Origin of the sequence: Aliiglaciecola litoralis (assembly GCF_039523355.1) — a bacterium.
In the GTDB taxonomy this organism is placed as follows: domain Bacteria; phylum Pseudomonadota; class Gammaproteobacteria; order Enterobacterales; family Alteromonadaceae; genus Aliiglaciecola; species Aliiglaciecola litoralis.
Genome location: NZ_BAAAFD010000001.1, coordinates 530,964 through 556,774, shown reverse-complemented (window position 1 = coordinate 556,774; position 25,811 = coordinate 530,964). Strand labels below are relative to the sequence as shown.

The 25,811-nt window shown below is 44.3% G+C and carries 19 protein-coding genes; 14 read left to right on the top strand and 5 right to left on the bottom strand.

From position 1 onward, the window contains the following. Positions 1-39: 39 nt before the first annotated feature. The 3 genes from ABD036_RS02560 to moeB are packed head-to-tail and all read left to right on the top strand — an operon-like array spanning position 40 to position 2,733. Positions 40-738, top strand: coding sequence for an ABC transporter ATP-binding protein (locus ABD036_RS02560; protein ID WP_343856196.1), 699 nt, complete (start codon positions 40-42; stop codon positions 736-738). After that, positions 728-1,972, top strand: coding sequence for an ABC transporter permease (locus ABD036_RS02555; RefSeq protein WP_343856195.1), 1,245 nt, complete (start codon positions 728-730; stop codon positions 1,970-1,972). The genes ABD036_RS02560 and ABD036_RS02555 overlap by 11 nt, the downstream gene beginning before the upstream one ends. Further along, positions 1,969-2,733 (top strand): molybdopterin-synthase adenylyltransferase MoeB, encoded by a 765-nt coding sequence (gene moeB, locus ABD036_RS02550; RefSeq protein WP_343856194.1) that lies wholly within the window; start codon positions 1,969-1,971, stop codon positions 2,731-2,733. Before ABD036_RS02555 ends, moeB begins: the two co-directional genes overlap by 4 nt. Here the strand turns inward: moeB and ABD036_RS02545 are convergent. Further along, positions 2,724-3,251 (bottom strand): nicotinate-nicotinamide nucleotide adenylyltransferase, encoded by a 528-nt coding sequence (locus ABD036_RS02545; RefSeq protein ID WP_343856192.1) that lies wholly within the window; start codon positions 3,249-3,251, stop codon positions 2,724-2,726. The genes moeB and ABD036_RS02545 overlap by 10 nt on opposite strands. 87 nt (positions 3,252-3,338) lie before the next feature. Next, positions 3,339-4,649, bottom strand: a complete 1,311-nt coding sequence (locus ABD036_RS02540; RefSeq protein ID WP_343856191.1) for a M20/M25/M40 family metallo-hydrolase — start codon at positions 4,647-4,649, stop codon at positions 3,339-3,341. Between the two features lie 282 nt (positions 4,650-4,931). On the opposite strand from ABD036_RS02540, the gene gnd reads away from it, so the two are divergent. Further along, complete coding sequence (gene gnd / locus ABD036_RS02535; RefSeq protein ID WP_343856189.1) at positions 4,932-6,398, top strand: decarboxylating NADP(+)-dependent phosphogluconate dehydrogenase; 1,467 nt, start codon at positions 4,932-4,934, stop codon at positions 6,396-6,398. Between the two features lie 339 nt (positions 6,399-6,737). Here gnd and ABD036_RS02530 read toward each other — a convergent pair whose 3' ends face one another. After that, a complete protein-coding gene (locus ABD036_RS02530; RefSeq protein ID WP_343856186.1) occupies positions 6,738-7,745 on the bottom strand; it encodes an SGNH/GDSL hydrolase family protein in 1,008 nt (335 codons plus the stop codon). 669 nt (positions 7,746-8,414) lie between these two features. Between ABD036_RS02530 and ABD036_RS02525 the strand changes: the two genes are divergently transcribed. The 3 genes from ABD036_RS02525 (at position 8,415) to ABD036_RS02515 (ending at position 13,476) form a co-directional block, all read left to right on the top strand. Beyond that, positions 8,415-11,060 (top strand): TonB-dependent receptor plug domain-containing protein, encoded by a 2,646-nt coding sequence (locus ABD036_RS02525; protein ID WP_343856185.1) that lies wholly within the window; start codon positions 8,415-8,417, stop codon positions 11,058-11,060. A 100-nt stretch (positions 11,061-11,160) separates the two neighbouring features. After that, positions 11,161-12,585: a tetratricopeptide repeat-containing sulfotransferase family protein gene (locus ABD036_RS02520; RefSeq protein WP_343856183.1), complete on the top strand. Its 1,425-nt coding sequence runs from the start codon at positions 11,161-11,163 to the stop codon at positions 12,583-12,585. Positions 12,586-12,807: 222 nt separating this feature from the next. Continuing rightward, positions 12,808-13,476 carry a DUF998 domain-containing protein gene (locus ABD036_RS02515; protein ID WP_343856182.1) on the top strand — a complete coding sequence of 223 codons (669 nt, stop codon included), beginning with the start codon at positions 12,808-12,810 and terminating at the stop codon, positions 13,474-13,476. Positions 13,477-13,536: 60 nt separating this feature from the next. Here the strand turns inward: ABD036_RS02515 and ABD036_RS02510 are convergent, their stop codons facing one another. Next, entirely contained in the window at positions 13,537-14,196 is a 660-nt protein-coding gene (locus ABD036_RS02510) for a dUTP diphosphatase (protein ID WP_343856180.1), read from the bottom strand. Between the two features lie 340 nt (positions 14,197-14,536). Between ABD036_RS02510 and ABD036_RS02505 the strand changes: the two genes are divergently transcribed. The 5 genes from ABD036_RS02505 to ABD036_RS02485 all read left to right on the top strand — a co-directional run bounded on the left by ABD036_RS02505 (position 14,537) and on the right by ABD036_RS02485 (position 20,534). Continuing rightward, the gene (locus ABD036_RS02505; RefSeq protein WP_343856178.1) at positions 14,537-14,710 is read left to right on the top strand and encodes a hypothetical protein; all 174 of its coding nucleotides are present in this window, start codon (positions 14,537-14,539) and stop codon (positions 14,708-14,710) included. Positions 14,711-14,859: 149 nt separating this feature from the next. After that, on the top strand, positions 14,860-15,243 hold the full coding sequence (locus ABD036_RS02500) for a BlaI/MecI/CopY family transcriptional regulator (protein ID WP_343856176.1): 384 nt from the start codon (positions 14,860-14,862) through the stop codon (positions 15,241-15,243). An 11-nt stretch (positions 15,244-15,254) separates the two neighbouring features. Beyond that, complete coding sequence (locus ABD036_RS02495; RefSeq protein ID WP_343856174.1) at positions 15,255-17,246, top strand: TonB family protein; 1,992 nt, start codon at positions 15,255-15,257, stop codon at positions 17,244-17,246. Positions 17,247-17,484: 238 nt separating this feature from the next. Next, on the top strand, positions 17,485-18,072 hold the full coding sequence (locus tag ABD036_RS02490) for an HAD family hydrolase (protein ID WP_343856173.1): 588 nt from the start codon (positions 17,485-17,487) through the stop codon (positions 18,070-18,072). A gap of 62 nt (positions 18,073-18,134) precedes the next feature. Further along, positions 18,135-20,534 carry a zinc-dependent metalloprotease gene (locus ABD036_RS02485; RefSeq protein WP_425542541.1) on the top strand — a complete coding sequence of 800 codons (2,400 nt, stop codon included), beginning with the start codon at positions 18,135-18,137 and terminating at the stop codon, positions 20,532-20,534. A gap of 136 nt (positions 20,535-20,670) precedes the next feature. Here ABD036_RS02485 and ABD036_RS02480 read toward each other — a convergent pair whose 3' ends face one another. Continuing rightward, complete coding sequence (locus ABD036_RS02480) at positions 20,671-23,109, bottom strand: TonB-dependent receptor (protein ID WP_343856172.1); 2,439 nt, start codon at positions 23,107-23,109, stop codon at positions 20,671-20,673. A 385-nt stretch (positions 23,110-23,494) separates the two neighbouring features. Here ABD036_RS02480 and ABD036_RS02475 point away from each other — a divergent pair, with 385 nt between their 5' ends. Both ABD036_RS02475 and ABD036_RS02470 read left to right on the top strand, forming a co-directional pair. Continuing rightward, positions 23,495-24,721, top strand: a complete 1,227-nt coding sequence (locus tag ABD036_RS02475; RefSeq protein WP_343856171.1) for an acyl-CoA dehydrogenase family protein — start codon at positions 23,495-23,497, stop codon at positions 24,719-24,721. A gap of 73 nt (positions 24,722-24,794) precedes the next feature. Next, the gene (locus tag ABD036_RS02470) at positions 24,795-25,799 is read left to right on the top strand and encodes a phosphotransferase family protein (RefSeq protein ID WP_343856553.1); all 1,005 of its coding nucleotides are present in this window, start codon (positions 24,795-24,797) and stop codon (positions 25,797-25,799) included. Positions 25,800-25,811 lie beyond the last annotated feature (12 nt).

Genomic DNA, 25,811 nt, shown 5'->3' with positions numbered 1-25,811 from the left:
GCTGTGTGCTTTGCAATTTAACTGAATTGAGGAGTTTAAATGAGTGGGGGTAGGGCAAAGGCACTCAACATAGAGCAGCTAACATTTCGCTACCAAAAAGACACTCCGACCATCATTGACATTCCAAAGTGGCAAGTCGATGCGGGTGATAAAATATTCGTTTCGGGCCAATCCGGCTCTGGCAAAAGTACCTTACTAAACCTTATTTGCGGCACCTTAACGCCAACCAGCGGCACCATTACCTTATTAGAGAAACCATTTTCCAGTTTATCTAGCGCCAAGCGAGATGAGTTTCGTGCCCAGCATATTGGCGTGGTGTTCCAGCAATTCAACTTAATCCCCTATTTGAGCGTCAGGCAAAATGTAGAGCTAGCCGCGTATTTTGGCAAAGGCGTGTCAAAGGAGTCTCGTGAGCTACTGCGCAATAACATGTCGATGTTGCAGTTATCGGAACAACTGCTGGAACAACGAGCCGATCAACTCAGTGTAGGGCAACAGCAGCGAGTTGCCATATTACGGGCGTTGATTAATCAGCCTGAGATTATTATTGCTGATGAGCCAACTTCAGCGTTAGATAGCCAAGCACAAGCCGGCTTTATTCAGCTGCTACTTGATAGTGTTCGACAGACACAATGTACTTTGGTGTTTGTGAGTCATGATATTGGTTTAGCACAGCATTTTGAAAAGCATATTCGATTAGATCAAATCCTTAACTCGGAACCCTCTCATGTTGCTTAAGGTTGCTCTGCATAGTCTAGCCAATAGAAAAGCAGCGGCTTGGCTAACCTTGTTGTCTATTGTGGTCAGCGTGACGTTGTTGATTGCGGTTGAACACCTTCGAGTGCAGGCAAAGCAAAGTTTCGGTCGCACGGTCTCGGGGGTAGATCTAATAGTTGGGGCGCCGACTGGTGCAACGAATTTACTGCTCTACAGCGTATTTCGCATGGGTAATCCGACTAACAGTATCCGTTGGCAAAGCTATAAAGCATTACAAAATGCCACTAGTGTTGATTGGGCCATTCCAATTTCACTGGGAGATTCCTATCAAGGATTTCGAGTGATGGGCACAACCATTGATTACCTCGAACACTTTAAATATGGCAGTCAACAGTCTTTGCGATTAGCCCAAGGTAAGGCATTCCAGTCGCCCTTTGACGCTATGCTAGGTGCGGATGTTGCCAAGCAACTTGGTTTTAAAATTGGCGATAAAATCGTCTTGTCTCACGGTTTGGGCAGTGTCAGTTTTTCTCATCATGATCACGCACCTTTTGTGGTATCAGGCATACTTGCCGCTACCGGTACACCCATAGATAAAACCATCCACATTTCTTTACAGGGGGCGGAAGTGGCGCACATGTCTCAGCAACAAGCTGAGCAGGTAATGCATCGCGTTGAAAGCGGGCAGGATGTTGATATTGAGATCAGTGCTATTAGCGCAATCTTTGTGGGATTGAAGTCCAAAGTGCACAGCTTACAAATGCAGAGCGTGGTTAATCGATATCAAGCGGAGCCACTGATGGCGATTATTCCTGGGGTAGCGCTCACCGAGCTGTGGGAGCTGGTGGGTAATCTTGAAAATATCTTGTTGGTTGTGTCAATTATGGTGCTCATATCGTCATTGCTGGGGTTAGCAACTATGCTGCTCACTTCTATTCGAGAGCGCAAAAACGAAATGGCAGTACTGCGGGCAATAGGCGCCAAACCGTGGGTTATTTTTGTCCTTATTCAAGCTGAGGCCATGTTGATTACTGTGTTTGCCAGTCTCATTGGGGTGGGGTTGGTCTGGCTTGGTTTAATGATGGGCGCCGATCTGTTAGCCCAAGAATACGGCTTATTTATTGATAGTAACGTATTTACCATAGCCACTTGGGCTCGAGTTGGACTGATTTGTTGCGCTTCTTTTGTGTTATCAGCGATGCCCGCAATTAGCGCCTATAGACACTCTTTGCAACAGGGATTAACGGCTCGATGACCAATCAACTAACGCCTAAACAAGCGATGCGCTATAGCCGCCACATCATGTTGCCTGGTTTTGATTTGGAGAAACAAGAACAACTACTGGCTTCTAGGGTGCTGTTGATTGGCGTCGGTGGCTTAGGTTGCGCGGCGGCACAATACTTAGTTGCCAGTGGCGTTGGCGAGTTGACCTTGGTCGATGATGATCTCGTGGATGCCAGTAATCTGCAACGTCAGGTGTTACATGGCGAAAGCGATGTGGGGATTTCCAAATGCGCGTCGGCAAGAGACTCACTGTCAAAGCTCAATTCAGCGACTAAACTTAACTGCGTAGAGCAACGCCTCAACGATCAAGAGTTGTTAGAACGATTGCAGCAACACGACCTGGTACTTGATTGTAGCGATAATCTAACCACGCGAAATCAGTTGAATACACTGTGTTGGAAAACCAACACTGCACTTGTTTCAGGGGCGGCAATTCGCATGGAAGGCCAGCTGTTTTGCGTGCTCCCAGCTCAACAATCGGCGTGTTATGCCTGTGTTAGCCATTTTTTTGGAGAGCAATCTTTAACCTGCAGTGAGGCGGGAGTCATGTCACCGGTGGTGGGAGTTATTGGCGCATTACAAGCGCTTGAAGCAATTAAAATATTGGTCAATTATGGCGAACCGCTGCTCAATACGCTGTTGTTATTTGATGCTGCTACTCAGCAGTGGCAGCGTTTTAACGTTCCAAAACGAGCTGATTGCCAAACCTGCGGATGTCCAGCTCAAACATAAAGTTGATGTTGTTGAATATATTGAGCCACGGTTTTAGGTACCCATTGCTCGATGCTCACTCCCTTGGCTAATGCGTCTCTGACGTAGGTGGAACGAATGTCTTTATGCTGGGGCACCACGAGTCGCTGCCAGCGAGTTAACACCTCCTCTGCTCGGTAGAACTTGTGCCAGTTGTCAAGATTATCTGGGCCAATTACGAAGGTAAGTTTATCCTTCGGATAATGCTGACGTTGCAAATAATCTAACAGATCATAGGTATAAACGGGTTTACCCTTTACGGCGATTTTATCCTCCACAGCACATACGTGAACCCGTGGATCTGCTAGCTCACGAACAAAGCATTTTAAAAGCGACACTCTTTGCTCATAGGCCAACATGGTTTTACCAAATGCGTGATGGAAGGACGGCACTAACAGCACTTTTTCGAACGGCGGGTGTTGAGACAATATTGTCTTTATCGCGTCTTGGTGCCCATAAGTGGGGGGGTTAAACGCAGAGCCAAAAACTGCAATATGCATAGTATCTATACCGAGATTAGAGTGATCAGAAAAAGGCTCGTTGGTTTGACTGAAGTCAATCAGTTGCCCTGTGAGCCTGCGGTTAATTTAATCGGGCTGTTGCACTGAAAGTCGATACATCAACAGTGCTGCCTTGTGCATGTTTTTGGTAAAACTGCTCATGTCTGCCACTTCATCTTTAGTATGGCCGCCTGAGCCCATCAAACCTAAACCATCTAATGCCATATCCACATGTTCTGCGGCAAACGAAATGTCTGCAGCCCCCGCGTTTCTTGGGTTGACCGGCTCTACTACACCGTAACCTAAGTCTTCGCTGACGGCAGAGTATTGCTTCAGCAGTGCGTAATTGCCTGGCCTCGGTGCCATTGGCGGATAACCGTCGGCAATCGTTAATTTGGCTTGGGTGTGCAACAGATGTTGTTGGGTAATTTGCTGCATAATCGCTTTTGCTTGGGTTAATTCTTGAGGTGTTAAGGCTCTTATTCCACCACGGACGGTAAGGGTTTTAGCGACAATGTTGTTTTTTCCAAACGCGTTACCTGAGGCGGTCTGCTCATCAAACTCAACTTCAGTGCCACCTAAGATCACGCCAGGGTTAAAGGTCAGATCGCCTAAGTTCGATAATTTTTCTCGAAAACTATTTAGAATACGGGCCGCTTCGAATATTGCGCCATAGCCCACCTCATCACTGAATATCTGCGATGAGTGAGCAGGTTTACCGGTGACATCTAACTGCCAGTTCACCGAGCCTCTTCTGGCCACAACCGCGGTTTCTATGTTGCCGTCACCATCTTCAAACCCCAATGCGATATCTGCCCACTTAGCAGCTTCGATGATGGCTTTTTTAGATTCACTCAGCGGACGACCGCTGCGTTCTTCATCACCAGTCATGACCACGCGCACGCTCATATTTTCAAGTAATCCGGTGTGTTTAAGTGCCCGAAGTACTTCAATCATGATCACGTCGCCACCTTTCATATCGGTAATGCCAGGGCCCGCAACGTTTTGGTTATCTCGTTTCTCGTAACGCTGAAAACCATCGTCTTTTTCAAACACCGTATCAAGATGACCAATCATTAATATTTTGGGGCCTCGAGTGCCATAATGGGCGACTAAATGACCTGCTCTATCAAAAGCCGTGCCTTTGATCCATTTTGTTTCCAAGCCAATTTCGTTTAGTTGCTGCTGATAAACTCGTCCCACTTTCTCGACACCGTCGAAATTCATTGTGCCACTGTTAATGTTGACCGTTTTTTCAAGCAGGGCATTAGCGTCAGGTAACTGCTTATTTATTTGCGTAATCAGTTGAGATTCAATCTCTGACAAAGTCGAGCTCTTGATATGAGCAAAACCTGAGACACAAAATAGAAGCGAACTAAGCAAAACAACGAATTTCATTTATAGGTACACCAAAGACACAAAAATTGTGTAATTAGCTTATGTTCTGCGCATTCTATTGTCTAGTTATGCCTGACTAATTAGGTACACAAATTGTCCGCCTAGCGAACGAAAGGCATTTATGAGCACAAGCGTAAAAATCTTCCATGTTGAAGCTGTAAAAAGCCCTGTATTTGATGTAAATTAGCGCTACTTTTCTTTTAGTTGCATTAAGCAATTAAAAACTCTCGAGCTGAATTAACTAAGGTTCGCGAGTAACAACATAGTTCAATGAGGAAAAACATGAAAACACTCTCTGATATTGCTGTGGTTGGCTTGGCCGTAATGGGTGAGAACCTGATTTTGAATATGGCAAGCAAAGGCTTTACGGTGACTGCTTACAACCGTTCCTACAGCAAGGTAGAGAATTTTTTGGCAACGCGCGCAAAAGATAAAAGCATTCGTGGAGCCGATTCAATCGAGAATTTAGTGGCGTCATTGGCAACGCCTAGAAAAATCATGTTGATGGTAAAATCCGGCCAACCCGTAGATGATTTTATTGAAAAACTCATTCCTCATCTTGAGCAAGGCGACATCATTATTGACGGTGGCAATAGTCAATTTGAAGATTCTAATCGACGCACAGCAATGCTCGCAGAAAAAGGCCTTCTTTATGTTGGAACCGGTGTGTCTGGAGGAGAAGAAGGCGCACTGTTAGGCCCGTCAATTATGCCCGGGGGGAATCCTGCGGCTTGGCCACATGTGAAACCTATCTTCCAAGCGATCTCGGCAAAGGTAAAAGATCAAAATGGCGAACTCACTATCCCCTGTTGTGATTGGGTAGGAGAGGGGGGCGCCGGTCACTTTGTGAAAATGGTCCACAATGGCATTGAATATGGCGACATGCAGATCATTTGTGAAGGTTACATTTTAATGCGTGATTTGCTTGGCATGACCACCGATGAAATGGCTGATGTGTTTACTCAGTGGAATGAAACTGAGTTATCCAGTTACCTCACCGAGATCACCGCAGAAATACTGCGATATAAAGAAAATGATGAAGCCTTAGTGGAGTCAATTTTAGATACTGCTGGACAAAAAGGCACAGGTAAATGGACCGGGATCACCGCGTTACATTTGGGGGTTCCACTGACACTTATCGGTGAAGCGGTATTTGCTCGCTGCCTGTCGGCAATTAAGGACCAAAGAGTACAGGCATCTAAGGTGATATCTGGCCCAAGCCCTCGTTTTAATGGTGATAAAACGGCATTTTTAGAGAGTCTTCGCCAAGCGTTGTTAGCCTCTAAAATCGTATCTTACGCCCAAGGGTTTTCAGTAATGCAAGAAGCGGCCAAAGAGTATAAGTGGGAACTCGATTATGGTGCTATTGCCATGATGTGGCGAGAAGGTTGTATTATCCGCTCAGTATTTTTGGACAATATAAAAGCGGCTTACGACCATCATGGTAAGTTAGATAACCTATTATTAGACGACTATTTCAATAAAGTCGTGACCGATGCTCAACAAGGCTGGCGTGAAGTAATTGCAACGGCGGCAATGCAAGGCGTTGCAATACCGTGTTTGTCGTCGGCATTGAGTTATTTTGATGGCTACCGTACCGAAAACTTACCTGCAAATCTGCTGCAAGCGCAGCGTGATTACTTTGGTGCTCACACGTACGAGCGAAAAGACAAACCAAGAGGTGAGTTCTTCCACACCAATTGGACCGGCCGTGGCGGTGACACCGCCTCAACCACCTACGACGTGTAATTCAACCGTTACTCAGAAAAGCTGCAGATTTGCAGCTTTTTTTATGCGCAAAGGCTAAGTTCTCTTACGAGGACACCCACTCTTAAAGTTCTCTTATGAGGACACCCACCTTAACAGGAGTCTCTTACGTGGACACCCACTCTTAAATTGCTTATTTGGACACCCACCTTAAAGTTGATATAAAGTGTGCAACCGCAGGTACAGCTGTTTTAAGACCTTAGCGAGTCAATTTATATGAAAGATGTGATTTTGGGGCCTGCCTATCTCAGGTAAGGTAATTTGCCGTTGGATTGGTATTGTGCGATCTTTTTTATAATCGATTTAACTCAATTAAATTGATTACCAATCTAATATTGCTTTTAGCTGTGTAGCGAAATCGTCTGCTATGTGTTGATGTTGTTGTTCTGTTGGATGAGGGTCGAGGTTATCTCCCGGATAAAACGTTGAACTCATGTAACTGACATTGGCTGAGCTAAACTGCAATACAACCTGTTTCAAATAGCTTGTTGCAATTGTTTTGTATGGCATCGTGGGATCGGTGTCGTTGAGCATGGGGCCTTCGGTGATAAAGATCATCGCTTGCGGATGAAGTTGCAAAAGCCGTTTTATAAAATTAACGTAAGTTGCAATAAACTGATCCTTATCTGGGACCCCTAAATGAAAGTCATTGGTGCCTAGCGCTATGAGTATCACATCAGCTGTGTAATTTTGATGGTTCCAGGCAATAGGTTCAATATTGCGTGGCACCGCATATTCGAAAAAATCCGGTGCTTGTAAATCCGTAGGGTTTCCATCCCAGCTGCGGGTTAACCCTCTACCACCGTATCCAATCAAATGAACTTGTGCGTCCAACATGTTGGCCATTACCATCCCGTAAGATTGCGCTGCATTTGAAAGTTGTGGGCCTTTAATGCCCTCAGTTGCACGAGTCATTAAAGCCCCGCAAGTGACTGAGTCCCCAATAATTAATAACTTTCTTTGTGGCTGTGGAAGTGGCGTAAGTATGTCCCCATTTTGTAAATGAAGTTTACTTATAGATATAACGCCATGCCAGGTTTCACCTCGATTGACGATTGTTACGCAAACCGGTCGAGACTTTAATTTTCCCAGTAGTTGATACTCTTTAAGCTTTGACGTGATAACCCATTGTTTGGTCAACTTATCGTCTAAAAATACATCAATGCGCCCCTTACCTTCGAGGCAGTGTGCAGTGATGAAGGCTTTTTCTGCATTCGTGACGAAGCTAAATGTGACACCGGGATAACTAAATACAGCAGCACGGTCTTGCCAACTTATTCTTCCCATCTTGCTGATATTTTTATTGTCTAACAAAAGTGACTGCAGCACTTATATTTCCTTATCGGTGTTATATCGAGCGTATATTGTTATTTTTGTGCGACATCCGGCCAGTATTTTGAGACAGATGGCAAGGCTTTTTTGATGCCGCCGCGATACACTATATCCCAAGCATAGAAAGTAAACTTCGAGTTGCTAAAAAATTACGCGAAATGACTTAATTATTGAGCAGTGCACATTGTTAGAGTATTGATAATTTGCGGCACTCTAATGGAACTCATTGAATTATTTATTTACACTTTTCTCTCCCCTTAATCCAGATGGTCTGGACTCCTTGCCTCACTAAATAGTGGGGCTTTTTTATGTTCAGTAGCTGCAGATGACTAATTAATCACCGAATTAAGATAAAATTTCCAAGTGTTGAAATTTCAATTAAATCAAATATCTACCGTAACTGATTCGATTAAGGTCCGCTGTTTGTATAGTCTGGACAATTTTTTGTTCCACAAGCTATGGCTAACTCGCTATTTTAAAAGAGATTTTCTACGAATAGAGTTGTTTTTTAGGCGGCAAGAGACTATAACTATACAGGTACTCAGCTACGCTTTAGGGCCCCTTTAAGTTGCAACCTTTGCTGATTACTTTGTATTGTGGCTTAAAAATATAGTGCGCAAAGCACCCAGTGAGTATCTTCAAAAATATAATAATTGGGAACAACACATGAACAAAAACTTATCAAGAATTTCAACAAGTGTTCGCTTGGGACTAGCAGCAACAGCTGCTTTTTCTCTTGCGTATGCTGCGCCTAGCATGGCGCAGGACTCGTCGAGCAAAAATGCTGACGTAGAAAAAATAGCGGTAGTAGGTAGCCGTGCAGCACCTCGCTCAATCGGTGACTCACCGGTACCAATCGATATCATTGGCGCTGAAGAACTCTCTAAAACGGGTAATTCAGACATGCTTGAAATATTAAAAGGTACCGTGCCTTCACTGAACGTACACACCAATCCAATCAGTGACGCCGCAACCTTGGTTCGCCCAGCAAACTTGCGTGGTTTGTCTGCCGATAGCACCCTAGTATTGCTTAATGGTAAACGTCGTCATCGCTCTTCAGTTATTGCATTTTTAGGCGGTGGTATCAATGATGGTGCGCAAGGCCCTGACATCTCGGTTATTCCTTCAATTGCGCTTAAACAGGTTGAAGTATTGAGAGATGGTGCGGCAGCACAGTACGGTTCAGATGCTATTGCTGGCGTAATGAACTTCGTGCTAAAAGACGCCTCTGAAGGTGGTTCCTTGCAAGTTCGTCACGGTGAGTATTACGAAGGTGACGGTACAACCACTGAAATCGCTGGTAACGTTGGTATGCCATTCACAAAAGATGGTTTTGCCAATTTAAGTTTCCAATATAAAAATGCTGACGCTACTAGCCGTAGTGTGCAGCGTCCAGATGCTGCTGCTTTTGCTGCGGCTGGATTAAACGTAGCCGACCCTGCGCAAATTTGGGGTTCTCCTGAAATCAATGATGACATCACTATCTTCGGAAACGTGGGAGTTGATTTAGGCAACGATAAAGAATTCTACATGTTCGGTAACTACTCTGAGCGTGACGTTCGTGGTGGCTTCTATTATCGTAACCCGACAACACGTCCTGGCGTGTATGGCGGCATAGTGCGTAATCTTGACGGCTCACCAAGCTACCGTCCTGGTGATGATGATCCAGATGGCCAAGCGGCTTGGGATGCAGCCCCTGCTACTATCTTAGTTGGTTCACTTGATGGCTTAGATCAACAACTGAACTGCCCAGTGGTGGAAATTGGCGACAATGGCTTGCCTGATGAAACAGCACTTAATTCATTAACGGCGGCCAACTGTTTCGCACACAACCTAGCAATTCCTGAAGGTTTTACGCCTAACTTCGGTGGTAATATCACAGATACATCACTGACGATTGGTACTAAAGGCGAAGTTAAAGAAGGCTTTGCGAAAGGGGTGTTTTATGACATCAGTGGTGCGGTTGGACGCAGTGAATCTCAGTTCTTTATCTTCAATACACTGAACTCTTCATTAGGCCCAGACACACCTCGTGATTTCTCGCCTGGTAAATACATTCAGCTTGAAAAAACCTTTAACTTTGATTTAGTCAAACGAATCGACGCTGATTTATACGACGATATCAACTTGGCTGGTGGTTTAGAATGGCGTGAAGAGTCATTTGAAGTTATCGCAGGGGATGTTGCCTCGTTCACTGATGGTCCACTATTTGACCAAGGTTTTAGCGTAGGTTCAAACGGTTTCCCAGGCTTCAAACCCTCTGATCAAGGTGTTTCAACTCGTCGCAGCGCTGCTTTGTATATCGATGCTGAAGTACCTTATACAGAAGCGTTTTTGATGGGTTACGCAGTGCGTTTCGAGGATTACGATAGCTTTGGTTCAACGGCAAACTACAAAGTCTCTGCACAATTTCACGCGACTGACGATTTATCGTTGCGCGGGTCAATCAGTACCGGCTTTAGAGCGCCTACTGTAGGGCAGGCGAACGTCAGTAACGTTCAAACTAACCTAAGTAGTGGTGTACTGGTAGATTCAGCACTGTTACCTCCAACTAACCCCATTTCGGTGCAGTTAGGTGGTACTGAACTTGAACCAGAAGAGTCACAAAGCTTTACCTTCGGTATGATCTACGAGTTGGGTGATGTGTTCATGACTATCGATTATTACAACATCGAAGTGACTGATCGTATCAGCCAATCTGAGAAGATTAATTTGACCGATGCTGACAAGCAAATTCTTAAAAATGCTGGCGTACCTAACGTTGATGGACTAGCGCAAGTAAGTTTCTTTACGAACGATTTTGATACCACCACACAAGGTATTGATGTTGTTGCAAACTACAGCACCGCTCTGTTCGATGGTTCGTCTACCTTTAGTTTAGCGTATAACTGGAACGAGACCGAAGTGGATCGTTTCTCAGAAATTACCGGTGACTTTAAAGTAAAACGTCTTGAAGAAGACTTACCGAATCACCGCGCAACGCTAACTTGGTCTCAGTCATACGACACATTCTCATTCTTTACTCGCGTAAATTACTATGGCGAGTACCAAGGTGTACATGTTGACTATGACGCAACAGCCAAGATGGCAGACGCTGCAGTGACAGTGGATTTCGAAGCGAGTTACTTCGTTAATGATGAATTCACCCTTACTGCCGGTGCTCAGAATATCTTTGACCAAGATGCTGAACGCATTGATATTCCAGCTTCAGTCGGCCTAGCGAATAACACTTGGGGTGGGGTGTTCTATGAAACCTCTCCATTTGGATTCAACGGCGGATTCTACTACTTGAAAGCGACTTATAACTTTTAAGAGGTTGTAACGTGATAAAGCCTTGTCATTGACAAGGCTTTTTTTTACCTTAAATTCAAGTCTTTAAACTTTTGGACCCAATGATGAGTATGGACATTTTATGACGCAAACGTTGATTGAAAAAGCAGAACGTCATTTCCAAGCCGGACAGCTTGAAGCGGCAAAACAAACCTATTTAGAAGCGCTAAAGCATAACGCGCAAAATGCGTTTGCATATCTTGGTTTAGGCAAGATTGCGTTTCAATTAGCCGATTATGACCGCGCGATTACGCTGCTTTCTCAAGCTTGTCAATTATCTCCCTATCCCCAAGATGCGTTGATATTGCTAGCTAATAGTTTTAATGCCGTATCATCGCCTGCAGATGCATTAACGTCACTTAACTATGCGATGAAGCAGTATCCACAAAGCAAAACCGTATTGAGCGCCCTTATCCAACAACATATTCGTATGGGCAATGTGCCATCAGCAGAGTCTTTATTAGAACAGCAGATTGCAAGTGATGATGCGCTTTTTTCTGCCTATGGATGGCTAGATAGGGTAAGGGTGTGGCATAAACCACTCAGTGATTCACAGTGGCAGCAGTTAAGGCAACTCTCTGAACAATCATCGGGTAGGGTTAAAATGCTAATAGATTATGCGTTGGGGCAAGCATATGACCGTGTTGGCGATTTTCAGCGAGCTGCCAACCATTTACGTCAGGCAAACGCGTTCCAATTAAGCTTGTGTGATTTTGCAACCAAACAGTTGGCACCCTTTTATCGCTCTATCGCCGAACACTTTCCAGCAGGCACGAACACGTCTAAAAACACAGAAAATGAAACAATAACGCCAGTTTTTATTGTCGGCTTGCCACGCACAGGGTCTACCTTATTGGAACAGATGTTAGCGAGACACTCACAAATAGACACGGTTGGCGAACAACCTTTTCTCAGTAATGTGTGTGTCCCGTTGCTCGAAAAAGCCAGTCAGAACCGTTTTCCAGCATGTTTATCTGAGGCCGCTCAATTAGACCGTGATAAGGTTGCGGCTCACTACATTAATTACCTGTCAAAGCATTCGTCGGCCAAATATGTGATCAATAAACTACCGGCAAATGTGCAAAATGTTGGACTAATCTTCGCACTGTTCGCCAATGCTAAAGTCATCATATTAAATCGGTCGATGAAGGATGTAAGCCTTTCTGTATTTAAGAACTATTTTGCGCATAACGAACCTTATTTCTGTGACCTAGCTCAGTTTGCTGAATTTGCAGATTACACAGAAGAGTTAACTAATCATTGGCGTAGTCAATTCAGTGGTCAACTTATCGATATTCACTATGAAGCGTTAGTAAGCTCACCACAGGAGCAGTTAATTGCAGTGATGGATTATTTAGGAACCTCAATGGAGTCGCAATGCCTTGACCAACATCGAACTGCCGCGGTGGTGGATACCTTGAGTGCGATTCAAGTCAGAAAGCCTATTTCACAATCAAGCGTAGGTCGTTGGCGAGATTATGCTGATATTTTGTTTAAGCCTAACTAACCTGAACTCCGGATAGTAAGTCTCCTTCGCTGATGAGCGTTTTTAATGATTCGTTTTACCGTTGTTTGCGACAAATCAAAGTAGTTAGCCCTAAAGTTTGACCTAAAGCGCGCACTTTTTAAAAAATAAATCATGTCACAGGGGATTCTTTTTGGTGAAAAATTAAGCAATTATTTTGAATGCTGCTAAATTTCAATAAGGAGTCGATTAAAAGGAATCATTATGGAACATCCTGAACCACCCAAGCTGTTAACGTTTGACTATCGGGCGTTACGATTACTGGTGGGAATTATTGCTGTTTCCATACCCGTCATAGTAACTTTGATCGCCAAACTTGAACTGCCATCCATTAGTGCGTCCTATTACACCAATGCCAGAGATGCTTTCGTTGGCTTGTTATTTGTTGTAGCTGCTTTTTTGTGGGCGTACAACGGACATACTAATTGGCAAAAGTATACGAGTAAGCTTGCCGCTATTGCGGCGATAGGTGTGGCGGTTTTCCCTACGTCCTGTGATGCCGATATATTTGAAAAAGTCTGTGATATCTATGGCGAGTCATCAACAGGAACATTGCACTATGTTTCAGCCTCTATTCTTTTTGTGGTACTTGCGATTTTTTGTTTTGTTTTTTTTCGAAATGATATTAAACACCAAGAAGGAAAGAAAAAGCGTCGTAGCCAAATCTATTTAACGTGTGGTGTGGTGATGGTGATCGCTATGGCAGTAATGTTATCGACGCTTTTTATCGATTATCAGCAATCCTTCGGGTGGACTTCGGTGGTATTTGTCGCTGAGGCTGCGGCGCTAATCGCTTTTGGCTCGGCGTGGATTGTAGCTGGCAAGGCTATTCCATGGTTAGTAAATGACAATGAAAAGCTAACCCTATTTTAGTGTTAGCTTTTCGCTCTTGTGGTGATTAACCTAGCGCTGCAAGCTTTGCGTGCTAGTGCCTTATTGGTCCTTGGGGTAGCGCGCAGCAAGCCCTTGGTATACATCTTCACTGTAACTTTGAGCATGGATATCCAGTTGGTTAAGAACATCGACTAAATGCTCATTGTCTTCGCGATTTTGCCAGATTTTAATATAACTGCCTTCTTTATAACCGTGATCCTGACGGAAGAAATTTAACACATTTTTACCAACATACTGACGATACAATTCATCTGAGGTCATCTCAGCCTGCTCTACAATTTTGATAAACAAGGGAACTGAAAAACGTTTTGCTGCGCATAGGCCAACCATTAACTCTAGGTTATCTAATATGTCTTGCTCTAGAAATAAGTATTCCACCCCGTCAAAGGTCACACTTTCGGTGTTTGCAGCGAGTTGATCCGCAATGGTTTGCGCAGATCGTTGAATATCACCATCAAAATCAATGATGATAGCGGATAGGGCAAAATGCCAAATATCGACAAGCTCCATTTGCAATTGCGCTAAGTCTTTTTGCTGTGCCTTCCACCATTTCCAACCATGATGCTCAATACCTTCAACCGCCTCGATCATCGCAGCTCTAAGATACTGATAGCCTGCAGTTAACCATTGCGGATTAACCTTTTGATTCATTTTGTCTTGCAAAGTAAGCATGGTGTTAAGTTGGGCAGATGAAAGCATGGTGATCCTTAGACACAATTTCAAAGGGCACAAGTTTACTGAGTTTACGGTGATGCACAATAGTCGAGATGTTTAAAAACCGCTTTACCTTGTGCAATATTGTGAGCAAACGTCAGGGCATAGCTACAAAATTAAGTCTAAGAAGCATACTTTTTACTTTAGAACTTCTGCCAAGTGTTTCTTTTTTAATTGTTTATTTGCAATAAGGTTTGACAGCTACGAATGTTTTCGTATAACTTTATAAAAGTCTACTATACTTTTAGTAGATAAGTTCGTCGAGTCTTCAGGACAAGATATAAAGCACTTGCTTTGTACCTTTAATAAATTAGGAACCTTAAAAATGAAATTCAAACTTATCTTATTATGTCTGACCGCTTTGCTTGCTATGGCGGGTTGTAAATCTACCGATTCGGCAAGTGGTAATGCGAATAACGCATCTAAAGCGTCTAATGCGTCTGCGCAGGCTGATATGTGTTCAAGAAATACAGGTTCTCGACTAAAGAAGAAGTGTTAATTGCTTTTTGGTAGTAACAGCAATTATGCTGTTACTACCAGCGTATTGTTCTAACACTGGGAATAATACATATGTTAGGTTTATCTCATTTTTTCTGTTTTGTATAAACCTACACCACTATGTGACTTTAGGTCATCCAGGAGCATAGAATGGATAAAAATAAAACAGTTCCAACTGCTGCGGAATTAGAGCTGCTAAAAATACTATGGAAAATCGAACCCGCAACCGTTAGGAAAGTACATGAAGCGGTGAATGCAGACCATAAAGCCGCATACACAACCACACTTAAAATGTTCCAAATTATGCATGAAAAAGGCTTCGTCAAACGTGATGAAAGCGCCCGAGCGCATGTATATACGGCGAACTACAGTCAAGAGCAAACGCAAAGCTCTATAATTAAGGATATGCTTGCTAAAGCATTCGGCGGTTCTAAATTTGATTTGGTCGTACGCGCTTTAGGAGATTCCACCAGTTCCGACGAAATTGCTGAAATCCGTGGGTTATTGGATTCACTCGAGAAGAAAACACGTTAAGGAGACTAATAATGGATCTGTTAGTATTTCTGATTGATAGTCCTGTCATCAGTGCTTTAGCAAAAACGTTGCTACACTTTTTATGGCAAGGATGCGTTATCGCATTTGGGCTTTATATTGCACTTAATACGATCAATAAACGTCAATCTGAACTTCGTTATGTGATCTCTTTGGCGGCCATGGCCTTGTGTGTGGCAGTGCCGGTTTCGACTTTTTTCTGGCTGTATCAACCCGTATCTGTGGTAAGTATTGAACAGCTATCTCCTGCAGTGGTTGAGTTAATCCAAGCGCAACACGTTGGCGCCAGTGCAGAGCCAGTTTGGAGCTGGTTAGATTGGAGCTTGTTGCTCTCTAGTACCGCAATTTTGTGGTTTGTCGGGGTGATTTACTTAAGTATTCATTTGATGTTCGAGTTATTCAATGTTTACCAGTTACCTAGACGCAACGTAATCGAACCCCATGAAGAGATTAGTGAAATATTCGATAATCTGCTTACACGATTGCAAGTTAACCGCTTCACCAAGTTACTTATTTCATTAAATGCAGAAGTGCCCATGGTGGTGGGATTCATTAAACCGGTTGTGTTGGTGCCATTTTCGATGGCAAGTGGCCTAAGCAATGCTCAATTGGAAATGCTGTTGGCGCATGAATTGGCGCACGTCAAACGTCACGATTATCTAGTAAATTTTTTCCAAACACTGGCATCCATTTTATTGTTTTTCCATCCCTTGGTGAATTGGATCTCGTTGCAGATCCGTATTGAGCGTGAGTATTGTTGTGACGACATAGCAGTGCAAACTTGTGGCAATGTTAAAGCCTATGCCACTGCGCTAACCGATGCTGAGTCTATTCGCAGTCATCATATTCCGCAGCTTGCGATGGCGGCTACCGGCGGTGACTTAAAAAATCGAGTTGTGCGCATGATAGAGCACACCGATTGTGCGAGTAAATCGTCACGTAGCTGGCATTCTATGGTATTGGCCAGCTTAGTGGCTATATCGATGGCAGTCATGTTGTTTTCAGCACATGCGGGCTACCAGACTCGGATTGTTGACGTTTTGCACGGTGAAGTAAACGAGCCTCAACCGTTGTTAACATTAGACAGCGAGAGTTTGCAAGCACTTAGTGATAACAACACCGAGGGTGAAAAAGACACGGCCAACAATACCAAAACGCAACCTACGGCAGAGCAAGCAAATGCCTCTATTTCTGGTATTAGCCAAAGTGCCAAGCCTGGAAAGAGCATTGATGTTAATGCTAAAGACGCATTAACTCTTCAAGCCGCAGCGGTCCCACAACAGCCACAAGCTAATAGTGGCCTTGCAGATCAACAAGAAACGCTAGCAACCGCGATTGAGCCACAAGCGCTGGTGAAAAAGAACACCAATGTTGATAGTGCCCAATCCAATCAAACTGGCTTGCAAGCTAACGCTGTTACAGCAGTATCGATTGATAATGAGGCAACAAAACTAGGTGGTGCTGAGTTGACCGAAGTCACTCCAGCGACATTAGCAGCAAGCAACGCAGCCCGTTTTTCGGTGATTAGCGATAATGGACAAGTAAGCAAGTATGCCATTCCGTCAGTTAACAATAAGCAGTCCGACACGCGTTTATCTGCTGTTACCGCGGCCTCACCTAAAAATGAGGTCAAGAACCAAGCCGAGTTAATCTCAATCGTAGCACCTTCGTTGGTTCGCAATGCCCGCCCTAATTATCCACGTACTGCGATCGCCAGAAATGTCGAAGCGGATGTAAAAGTGTCGTTTATAGTCGACAAAAATGGGCGTATTAGTCACATCGAGTTTGAGAAAAATGTGCCAGGTTATTTCAAACGTTCAATCCGTAAAGCGCTGAAAAAGTGGCGGTTTGAACCAGGCTATATTGATGGAAAGGTATCTGAAATGACGTTAACAAGGATCTTTAATTTCCGAGACCCTGATGGCGAAGTCGGTGAAGACACCACATTAAAAGTCACGGGCTCACGACTGCAGAAGCAAATTTAACCTGATCCCGAATTGAGGTTTTTTAATCAAACGGCTCTCGATTGCTGCTCGAATTAACCTGAATATTACCTGTACAGACTAGCTGAGTCAGTTAGTCTGTACGCTTGATTTTGTATTTCCCCAATACATCAGATAAAAATACAATGATGGTTAGCCAATATCATTTTCATCCAAAGGCGATTGTTTCCCGTATAATCTGCATATTAACTAACCTGTGATTGTCTACAAGTGATGGATAATGTCTAAACAAATTGCTGCTATTAAGGGATTTATTTTTGATTTAGATGGTACGCTAATGCACGCCAATTTAGATTTTGAGTACCTGCGACAGGCTGTGGGTTGCCCGATGGATACCGATATTCTCACTCATGTCGATGGGTTAAATCACGAATTGCGAACACAAGCGCTACACATCATCATTCAACATGAAATTGAAGATGCCTGCACCGCCTCATGGATAAATGGTGCAGCTGAATTTGTCCAACGCATTGCTGATGATGTGATCCCTATGGCAATAGTGACGCGCAATTGTCGCCAAGCTGCGCAGCGTAAATTGGCCGATAGCATACAGCATTTTGAAGTTGTTCTTACTCGCGAAGATGCCTTGCCTAAACCAGACCCAGATGCATTGCTTAAAATAGCCAAACAATGGCAGATCCCGGTGAGTGGGTTAGCGTATATTGGAGATTACCTTTACGACGTACAAGCAGCAAATAGAGCAGGGATGCTGTCCTGTTTGTATGCACCTAATGGCGTACCTGATTACGCCGATCAAGCTGATATTGTTTTCAGTGATTTTGCACAATTGGCAACCTGGCTCGATTAGCTAACCTTAAACAGCGACTTTCAGCGCTGACAATTAATTGCTATTGTTTGCTTCTAAAATTAATGGAGACCGACGTGATAAAGTACTTCTGTTTGTGTTTGATACTCTTTTCTAGCATTGCATTTGCCAGCCCGCTTAAAATTGATGAGTTTACTCAAGGAATGGACGTCAAAAAAGGCTTCTATACCTTTTACTACCAGTCTGAAACCGGCCAAGTCTTTTTAGAAATTGGTGATTTTGCTTCACCTTTTTTGTTTCAAAGCAGCTTACCTCAAGGTATTGGCTCAAATGACATAGGCCTCGATCGGGGGCAGTTAGGTGCGACGCGACTGGTGCAGTTTGAACGCTTTGGAAGCAAAGTGTTGCTTAAGCAACTGAACACTGACTACCGAGTGAGCAGTGATAATATGGCCGAGCGTGCCAGTATAGATGAGGCCTTTGCTGATTCTGTGATCGCGGGGCTTAGTATTGTCGCGGCACAAAATGATGTCGTATTAGTAGATTACACCGACTTTCTGCTTTCTGATATTCATGGTATTTCAGTGAGACTGCAAGACACGAAACAAGGTAGCTACGCAATTGATAAAAATCGCAGTGGTGTCTATTTACCGCGCAGTAAATCCTTTCCTGATAATACCGAGCTTGAGGCGTTGGTTACCTTCGGGGGCAGCAAGCCAGGTCAATTTGTTAAACAAGTGAGTCCGGCTGCTGAAAGTATCAGCGTCAATTTACACCATTCACTTATCCGTTTACCAGATAGCAACTATCAACCAAGAGCGTTTCATCCTTACTCAGGATATTGGAAAGTGAGCTATCAAGATTATTCGGTAGCCATTGATAAACCAATGGAGCAAAAGTTTATACCCCGTCACAGATTGCAGAAAAAGCAACCCGACGCGGCATCAAGTGAGGCCGTTGAGCCCATTGTTTACTATCTTGACCCGGGTATTCCCGAACCGATCAAAAGTGCTTTGCACGATGGCGCCAAATGGTGGGATCAGGCATTTGAAAAAATCGGTTATAAAAATGCGTTTCAAGTAAAGACATTGCCAGCAGATGCTGATCCTATGGATGTGAGATACAACGTCATACAGTGGGTACATAGGGCGACGCGGGGTTGGTCATATGGAAGCTCGGTGATCGATCCGCGTACCGGTGAAATACTCAAAGGACATGTGACCTTAGGCTCATTGCGGGTCAGGCAGGATTATCTAATTGCATTGGGCCTCACCAGTCCGTTTAAATCAGACAAGGTTAGCACTGAGGCGCAAAAACAAATGGCGTTGGCGCGCATCCGTCAATTATCTGCTCACGAGGTTGGGCATACCCTTGGCATTGCCCATAACTTTGCAGCCAGTGCCGATAACCGCGGCTCAGTGATGGATTACCCTCATCCCAAAGTCAGTGTAGTTGATGGTCAAGTCAGTCTTGACGATGCTTACGCAGTTGGCATGGGAGAGTGGGATTATCATACTATTGCCTATGGCTACCAAGACTTGTCAGAAGATCAACAGGAAGCTGATTACCTAAGTGGTCTAATCGCCAAAGCTCATCAAAATAAACTTGCCTATCAATCAGACCCAGATGCAAGGCCTAAGCATGCTGCCAATGCCAAAGGGCACTTGTGGGACAATGGCGCCGATCCACTTGAGGAATTAGCACATTTAATAGAGGTTAGGAAAACCGCGTTAAATCAATTCGGTATCAATAGTATACCCAAAGGGGATTCCTTGGCGTCTTTACAAGAAGTGTTGGTGCCGATCTATTACATGCATCGTTACCAGCTAGATGCAGTGGCCAAGTTGATTGGTGGGGTAAATTATCAATATGAATCCAAGGGCGATTTTGAACAACCTCAGGGTATCTCCAGTGTGGATCATAAGCTGCAGCAACGTGCATTAACGGCAATGCTAAACACCTTGTCTGCGAGATTTTTACAGATCCCAAATACGGTGACCACACTTATTACGCCTAAAGTGTATGGGGAGCAGAACTCTAGAGAAAGTTTTCAAGGTCGCAATGGGCTGGTGTTTGATCCTATCAGCGCCGCAGAGGCCTCTGCAGGTAATACCATGGCGCTGTTGTTACAAACTCAGCGTCTAAACCGCATTGCTTCGCAACCCATTCACCACAAAGATCAGTTAACGATTGCAAGTTTACTAGAAGCCGTTTTTGCAACGACCATCAAACAATCAGAAGATAAATTTAACGCGCAAATAAAACGTCGTGTTGATTATGTAGTATTAACCATTGTCATGCAGGCAATGCAAGCAGGCGAGCTTGCGCCAGAAGCGAGAGCTATGATGCTGGTTAATATTGAGAAGTTGCATACTTGGCTTAAAAATAACAAACGCAACCCACATTACCGGGCTATGGCGCTTCAACTTGATTGGTTTATGCAAACCGGTGAATGGAAAGGTGGGTTTGAGATTAAACCTATGCCACCAGGCTCGCCAATCTAGCGAGACAAGTTTCAAATAACTTGATATCTGGATATATTCGAAATAAAAAAGCTGGCATTCAAAGGTGAATGCCAGCTTTTGCTTTTAACAGAGGCTCAACTCAATGTCATGAGTTGAGCATAGACTTCACTTTGTTTTAGAACATATAAGATACGGTTGCACCGAAGGTTCTAGGTTGATTTGGATAAGCGTCGAAGCTTCCTGCTTGAATCGGCGGTGGGAAACCTGACATATAGTACTCGTCATTATTCAAGTTACGCACCCAGATTTGTAGGCTGACACCGTTATCCATATCCAATCCCGCACTGGCGTTCCAGGTGCTCACTGCTCGAGTCATCTCCGGCGGCAAGTTAGATACCAATCTAACCTCGCTTTCATACAAATAGTCGGTACGAACATAACCGAACATTCCGTTGTCGAGTTCGAAATCATACTTGATACCAAGAGTAAAGCTGCGTTCATGAGTACCAGCAGGTTTTTCACCGGATAAGTCAATAGGGCCGTCTACACCAGATGCACCTTCAAAAGAGTCGTACACAGGGTCCAAAATAGTACCAGCGAAGCTTAAACTAATGTTTTCGGTAGGACGATACACCGAGTCAAACTCAATTCCTTTGGTCGATTGTTGTCCAGCGTTAGCTAATACAAAGCCGGTGCCAACAAAGGTACTCGACTGGAAGCCTTCAATGGTTTGATCAAACAAAGTGATGTTCAACGCACCATCTTTAAAGCGTGATTTCATCCCTAACTCAAACACCTTAGCTTCTTCAGGACCAGCATAACGCGTTCCGTAGTTCTGGTTTGGTTGGGTCAGGTTAGCGGCTTCTAATGCGGCTTGATCCCCAGGGAAGGGGCGTGTATCACGGGATAAGTTCCATGATGTGGCTTTAAAACCAGTAGCGGCAGTAGCAAAGAAGTTGAAGTTTTTATTCAGCTCATAAGCCAAGCGAACACTCCAGGTGGTTTTGCTATCATTACTGTAGCCACTTTCAACCGCGTTAGGGAATTCCAATTGTTGTGGCAAAAACTGCACACTTTTCAAGGTTGGAATAAACGGTGCCAAATCAGGAATAAATGGCATAGGTACACCAAACAAGGTTAAATCATTATCCAGATCAATTGCCGATAAACTATCTGTGTTTTCGGAATCGATAGTGACTTTTTTCTCATCGTCAGTGTAACTTATCCCAACAGTGGCGGTTAAGCGGTCCGTCATCTTGTAGTCGAGGCTTACAAATAATGAATAAGCGTCATTGTCTTGAGTGAACTCTGAAATCACCGTCGGGCCAGCAGTAAAAAATGTTCCTGGATCTAAACCATAAACCCCTTCAGCACCAGCCAATAGAGGCGCTAAACCAAGTGCGTTAAAGTAATTTCTAATGTCGCTACCAAAATGTAGGGTGTCTCCAGTTATAACATCTTCTTGGAAGAAGAAGGCACCGACCATCCAACTGAAGTCTTCATCATCGGTCGAGGTTAAGCGAAACTCCTGCGTTAAGGTATCAATCTCGGTATGACCTTGCTCTTTCAAAATATCGAGCGAGGTGTAATCAACGTCTACTAAAAAGTCAGATGCGTTATCTCTAAACGCGGTTATTGACGTGAATGCAAAGGTATCGAAGTCCACATCAATCTGCATTGATACACCACCGTCTTCAACAGTGTTGTTGGGGTCGATAGTAAGCGCTGATTCATAAGCGAACGGATCATCAGTTTCCAATACTGTCCCGCCTAGAGCTCTAACCGCTGCGGTCGTAGGGCCATTTATGACGTCGGCAACGGTACAGCAGGCTTCATCGATTTCGCTGTAATCGGCAATGAAACGTATGGTGGTGTCTTCTGTTGGCTCATAAAGCGCTTGCCCACGAATGTTCCAACGGTCACGATTATTAATTTCGCCCAAGCCCACAACACTCTCAGTGTAGCCATCGCGTTTATTGATCCCTCCTGACAAGCTGAATGCCAAGGTGTCAGAGATTCCGTTGGTCACATAGGCTTTCAGTAAACGTTGGTTGTAGTTGCCAATACCTGCTTCAACTTTGCCTTCATAGGCAAATGATGGCGCTTCAGTACGTACGCTGATGACACCGGCCGAGGCATTTTTACCAAACAAGGTGCTTTGTGGCCCGCTGAGAACTTCAACTTGTTGAAGTCTCGGTAAATCACCAATTTGTGCCGCAGCACGAGAGCGGTAAACACCATCGATGAATACGCCAACAGAGGGTTCAATTCCAGTATTGTTCGTCCCATTACCAAAACCACGGATAGAAAAATTGGTATTGGTGGAACGTTGCAATGGGGTCACCCGTAAAGTGGGTACCAAGGTTTGTAGATCTTGAATATCCAATACCTTGGCTTGCTCAATATCTTCAGCGCTGGTAACGCTAACGGCGATTGGCGTTTCTTGCAAACCAGTTTGGCGTTTTGACGCCGTGATCATAATGACTTCAAACTCTTCTTCTTCAGCAGCTTGCTGTTCTTGGGCAACCACAGCATTTGCTGTGAGCCCAAGTGACAGGGCAATTAGCGCCGCTAAAGGCTTTTGTTTAAATGTAGAAGTTGAATACTTACTCATAAGTGTGTTCTCGTGGTGCTGTGTCTAGGGTTCATATTATTAGTGTTATTTTTTTGCACTCGCGTACTGATAACATCCTGTTTTTTTGACTATAAAGCCTGCCGATTTCGTTGTAATTTACAACAACTCATCGTACCAATCTCTAACTTAGCAAGTTTATAGGGGTAAAGTAAAAAAAATGTTGCGTAATTGTTAAGTGAGGTTGTGTTAGATAACTAATATCGATTGGTTAATGAGCTGAACTGAGTTAGGTGTTGCAGCCTGATTAAATGGTAAATAAGAGCAAGCCATTTATATTTCTAATATAAGAGTATTCGTATAATTAATTAAACTTATACTGTTATTGACTCTAGTATTTTCGCAACTCACTTCATTGGACCCGTTTATGCACTTTGACTACTCATCTAAAACTCAGGCGCTGCTCGATAAACTTAATCAGTTTATGGACCAACACATTTACCCTGTTGAACAGCAATATCTCGATGCCGTGCACAACAACCCTAAGCGCTGGGCGACACCTGCGATGATGGAAGACTTAAAAGACCAAGCAAAAGCCGCTGGCTTGTGGAATTTGTTCTTGCCAAAAGAGTATTTGCCTTACGGAGCTGGTCTAACAAACCTAGAGTACGCGCCTTTGTGCGAAGCTATGGGAAGGGCATTGTGGAGTGCCGAAGTATTTAATTGCAGTGCGCCCGATACAGGCAACATGGAAGTATTAGCTAAATATGGTAGCGCAGAGCACAAAAAGAAATGGCTTGAACCTTTGCTCAAGGGCCAGATCCGCAGTGCATTTGCGATGACAGAGCCTGCAGTGGCGTCCAGTGATGCAACCAATATTGAAACCGCTATTGTTAGAGACGGCGATGAGTATGTGATTAATGGCCGAAAGTGGTATACCAGTGGGGCCATGAATACTAACTGTAAAATCATGGTGGTGATGGGAAAAACCGACCCCACAGCCGACCGCCACAGACAGCAATCGCAGATTTTAGTGCCAATGGACACAGCGGGTGTCACTATTGTACGGCCAATGCAGGCCATGGGATATTATGATGAGCCGGTGGGTCATGCTGAGGTACTGTTTGATAATGTCCGAGTACCGGCGGCCAATTTATTAGTAGGAGAGGGAGAGGGCTTTGCCATCGCCCAAGGACGCTTAGGTCCAGGGCGGATCCATCATTGTATGCGCCTAATTGGCTGTGCCCAGCGGGCGCTAGATCTTGCCTGCGAGCGAGTTGAACAACGAGTGGCTTTTGGCCAACCCTTAAGTAAACAACAGTCCGTTCGCGAGTCTATTGCACAAATGCATTGCGATATTGAACAAGCGCGACTGCTCACCTTAAAAGCAGCAGACCAGATGGATCGTTACGGCAATAAAGTGGCGCGAGATATTATTGCGGCAATAAAAATTGTCGCACCGAATATGGCCTGCAGAGTCATCGACCAGTCAATTCAAATGCACGGAGCCGCCGGTACTAGCCAAGATTTTGTACTTTCGGCAAGCTATGCTTATGCTCGCACCATTAAATTAGCCGATGGCCCTGATCAAGTGCACATGATGCAGTTGGGGCGCAATTTGATCAAAGATCACGTCGGTGCAATCAAGGCATAATCCAGTGCTAGGAGATAAGCCTTGATAAGGAGTCAATGTGTCTGAACAAGAGCCCGCAGTGCAGCAACTCGATATGGCTGCATTGCAAACCTATTTGCAACAGCATTTGGATGGATTCAGTGGATCATTATCTGCCAACAAATTTAGCGGTGGACAATCCAACCCTACCTTTAAACTCACCACAGACAGCGGCAACTATGTTTTGCGCAAACAGCCACCGGGTAAATTGCTCAAATCAGCGCACGCGGTAGATCGTGAATTCAAGGTGATACGAGCTTTACAAAATACTAAGGTGCCGGTTGCTAACGCCTTTCATCTGTGTGAAGACCCCAGCGTGATTGGTAGTTTGTTTTACATCATGGAATTTGTCGACGGTGAAGTGTACTGGGACAGCAGCCTGCCAGAAATAAAGAACAACCAAACTCGCAGCGAAATGTACCAGCAAATGAGCCAAGTATTAGCCGATTTACACAGTGTTGATATCAGCGCAGTGGGCCTGTCTGATTATGGTAAGCCGGGTAATTATTTCGAGCGCCAGTTAAGTCGCTGGTCTGGACAATATAAATTGTCTGAAATTAAGCCCATCATTGAGATGGACGAGCTAATTAGGTGGCTGACTCAAAACATGCCGGCTGATGATGGTCGGGTTGCTTTGGTGCATGGTGACTACCGATTAGATAATTTGATGTTTGCCAAAAACAAACCGGAAATTATCGCAGTATTGGATTGGGAACTGTCAACCTTAGGCCATCCGCTAGCTGATTTGGCATACCAGTGCATGCAACTTAGATTGCCATCGCACATCGGTCACTCAAGTGGTCTCGGTGACATTGATCGCCATGCCTTGGGGATACCAAGTGAGCAGGAGTTTGTCGCCAGTTATTGTCAGCGGGCCGGAATAGATAGCATTCCTAATTGGAATTTCTATTTAGCCTTTAGTTTTTTTCGCCTTGGCGCTATAGCTCAAGGTGTTGCCAAGCGCGCCCAAGAGGGCAATGCGTCCAGCTCACAAGCCAGTAAAGTGGGTGCTATGGTGCCACCACTTGCCAAAATGGCGATTGAATTGATCAAGACCTAAGGGTCATAAGGA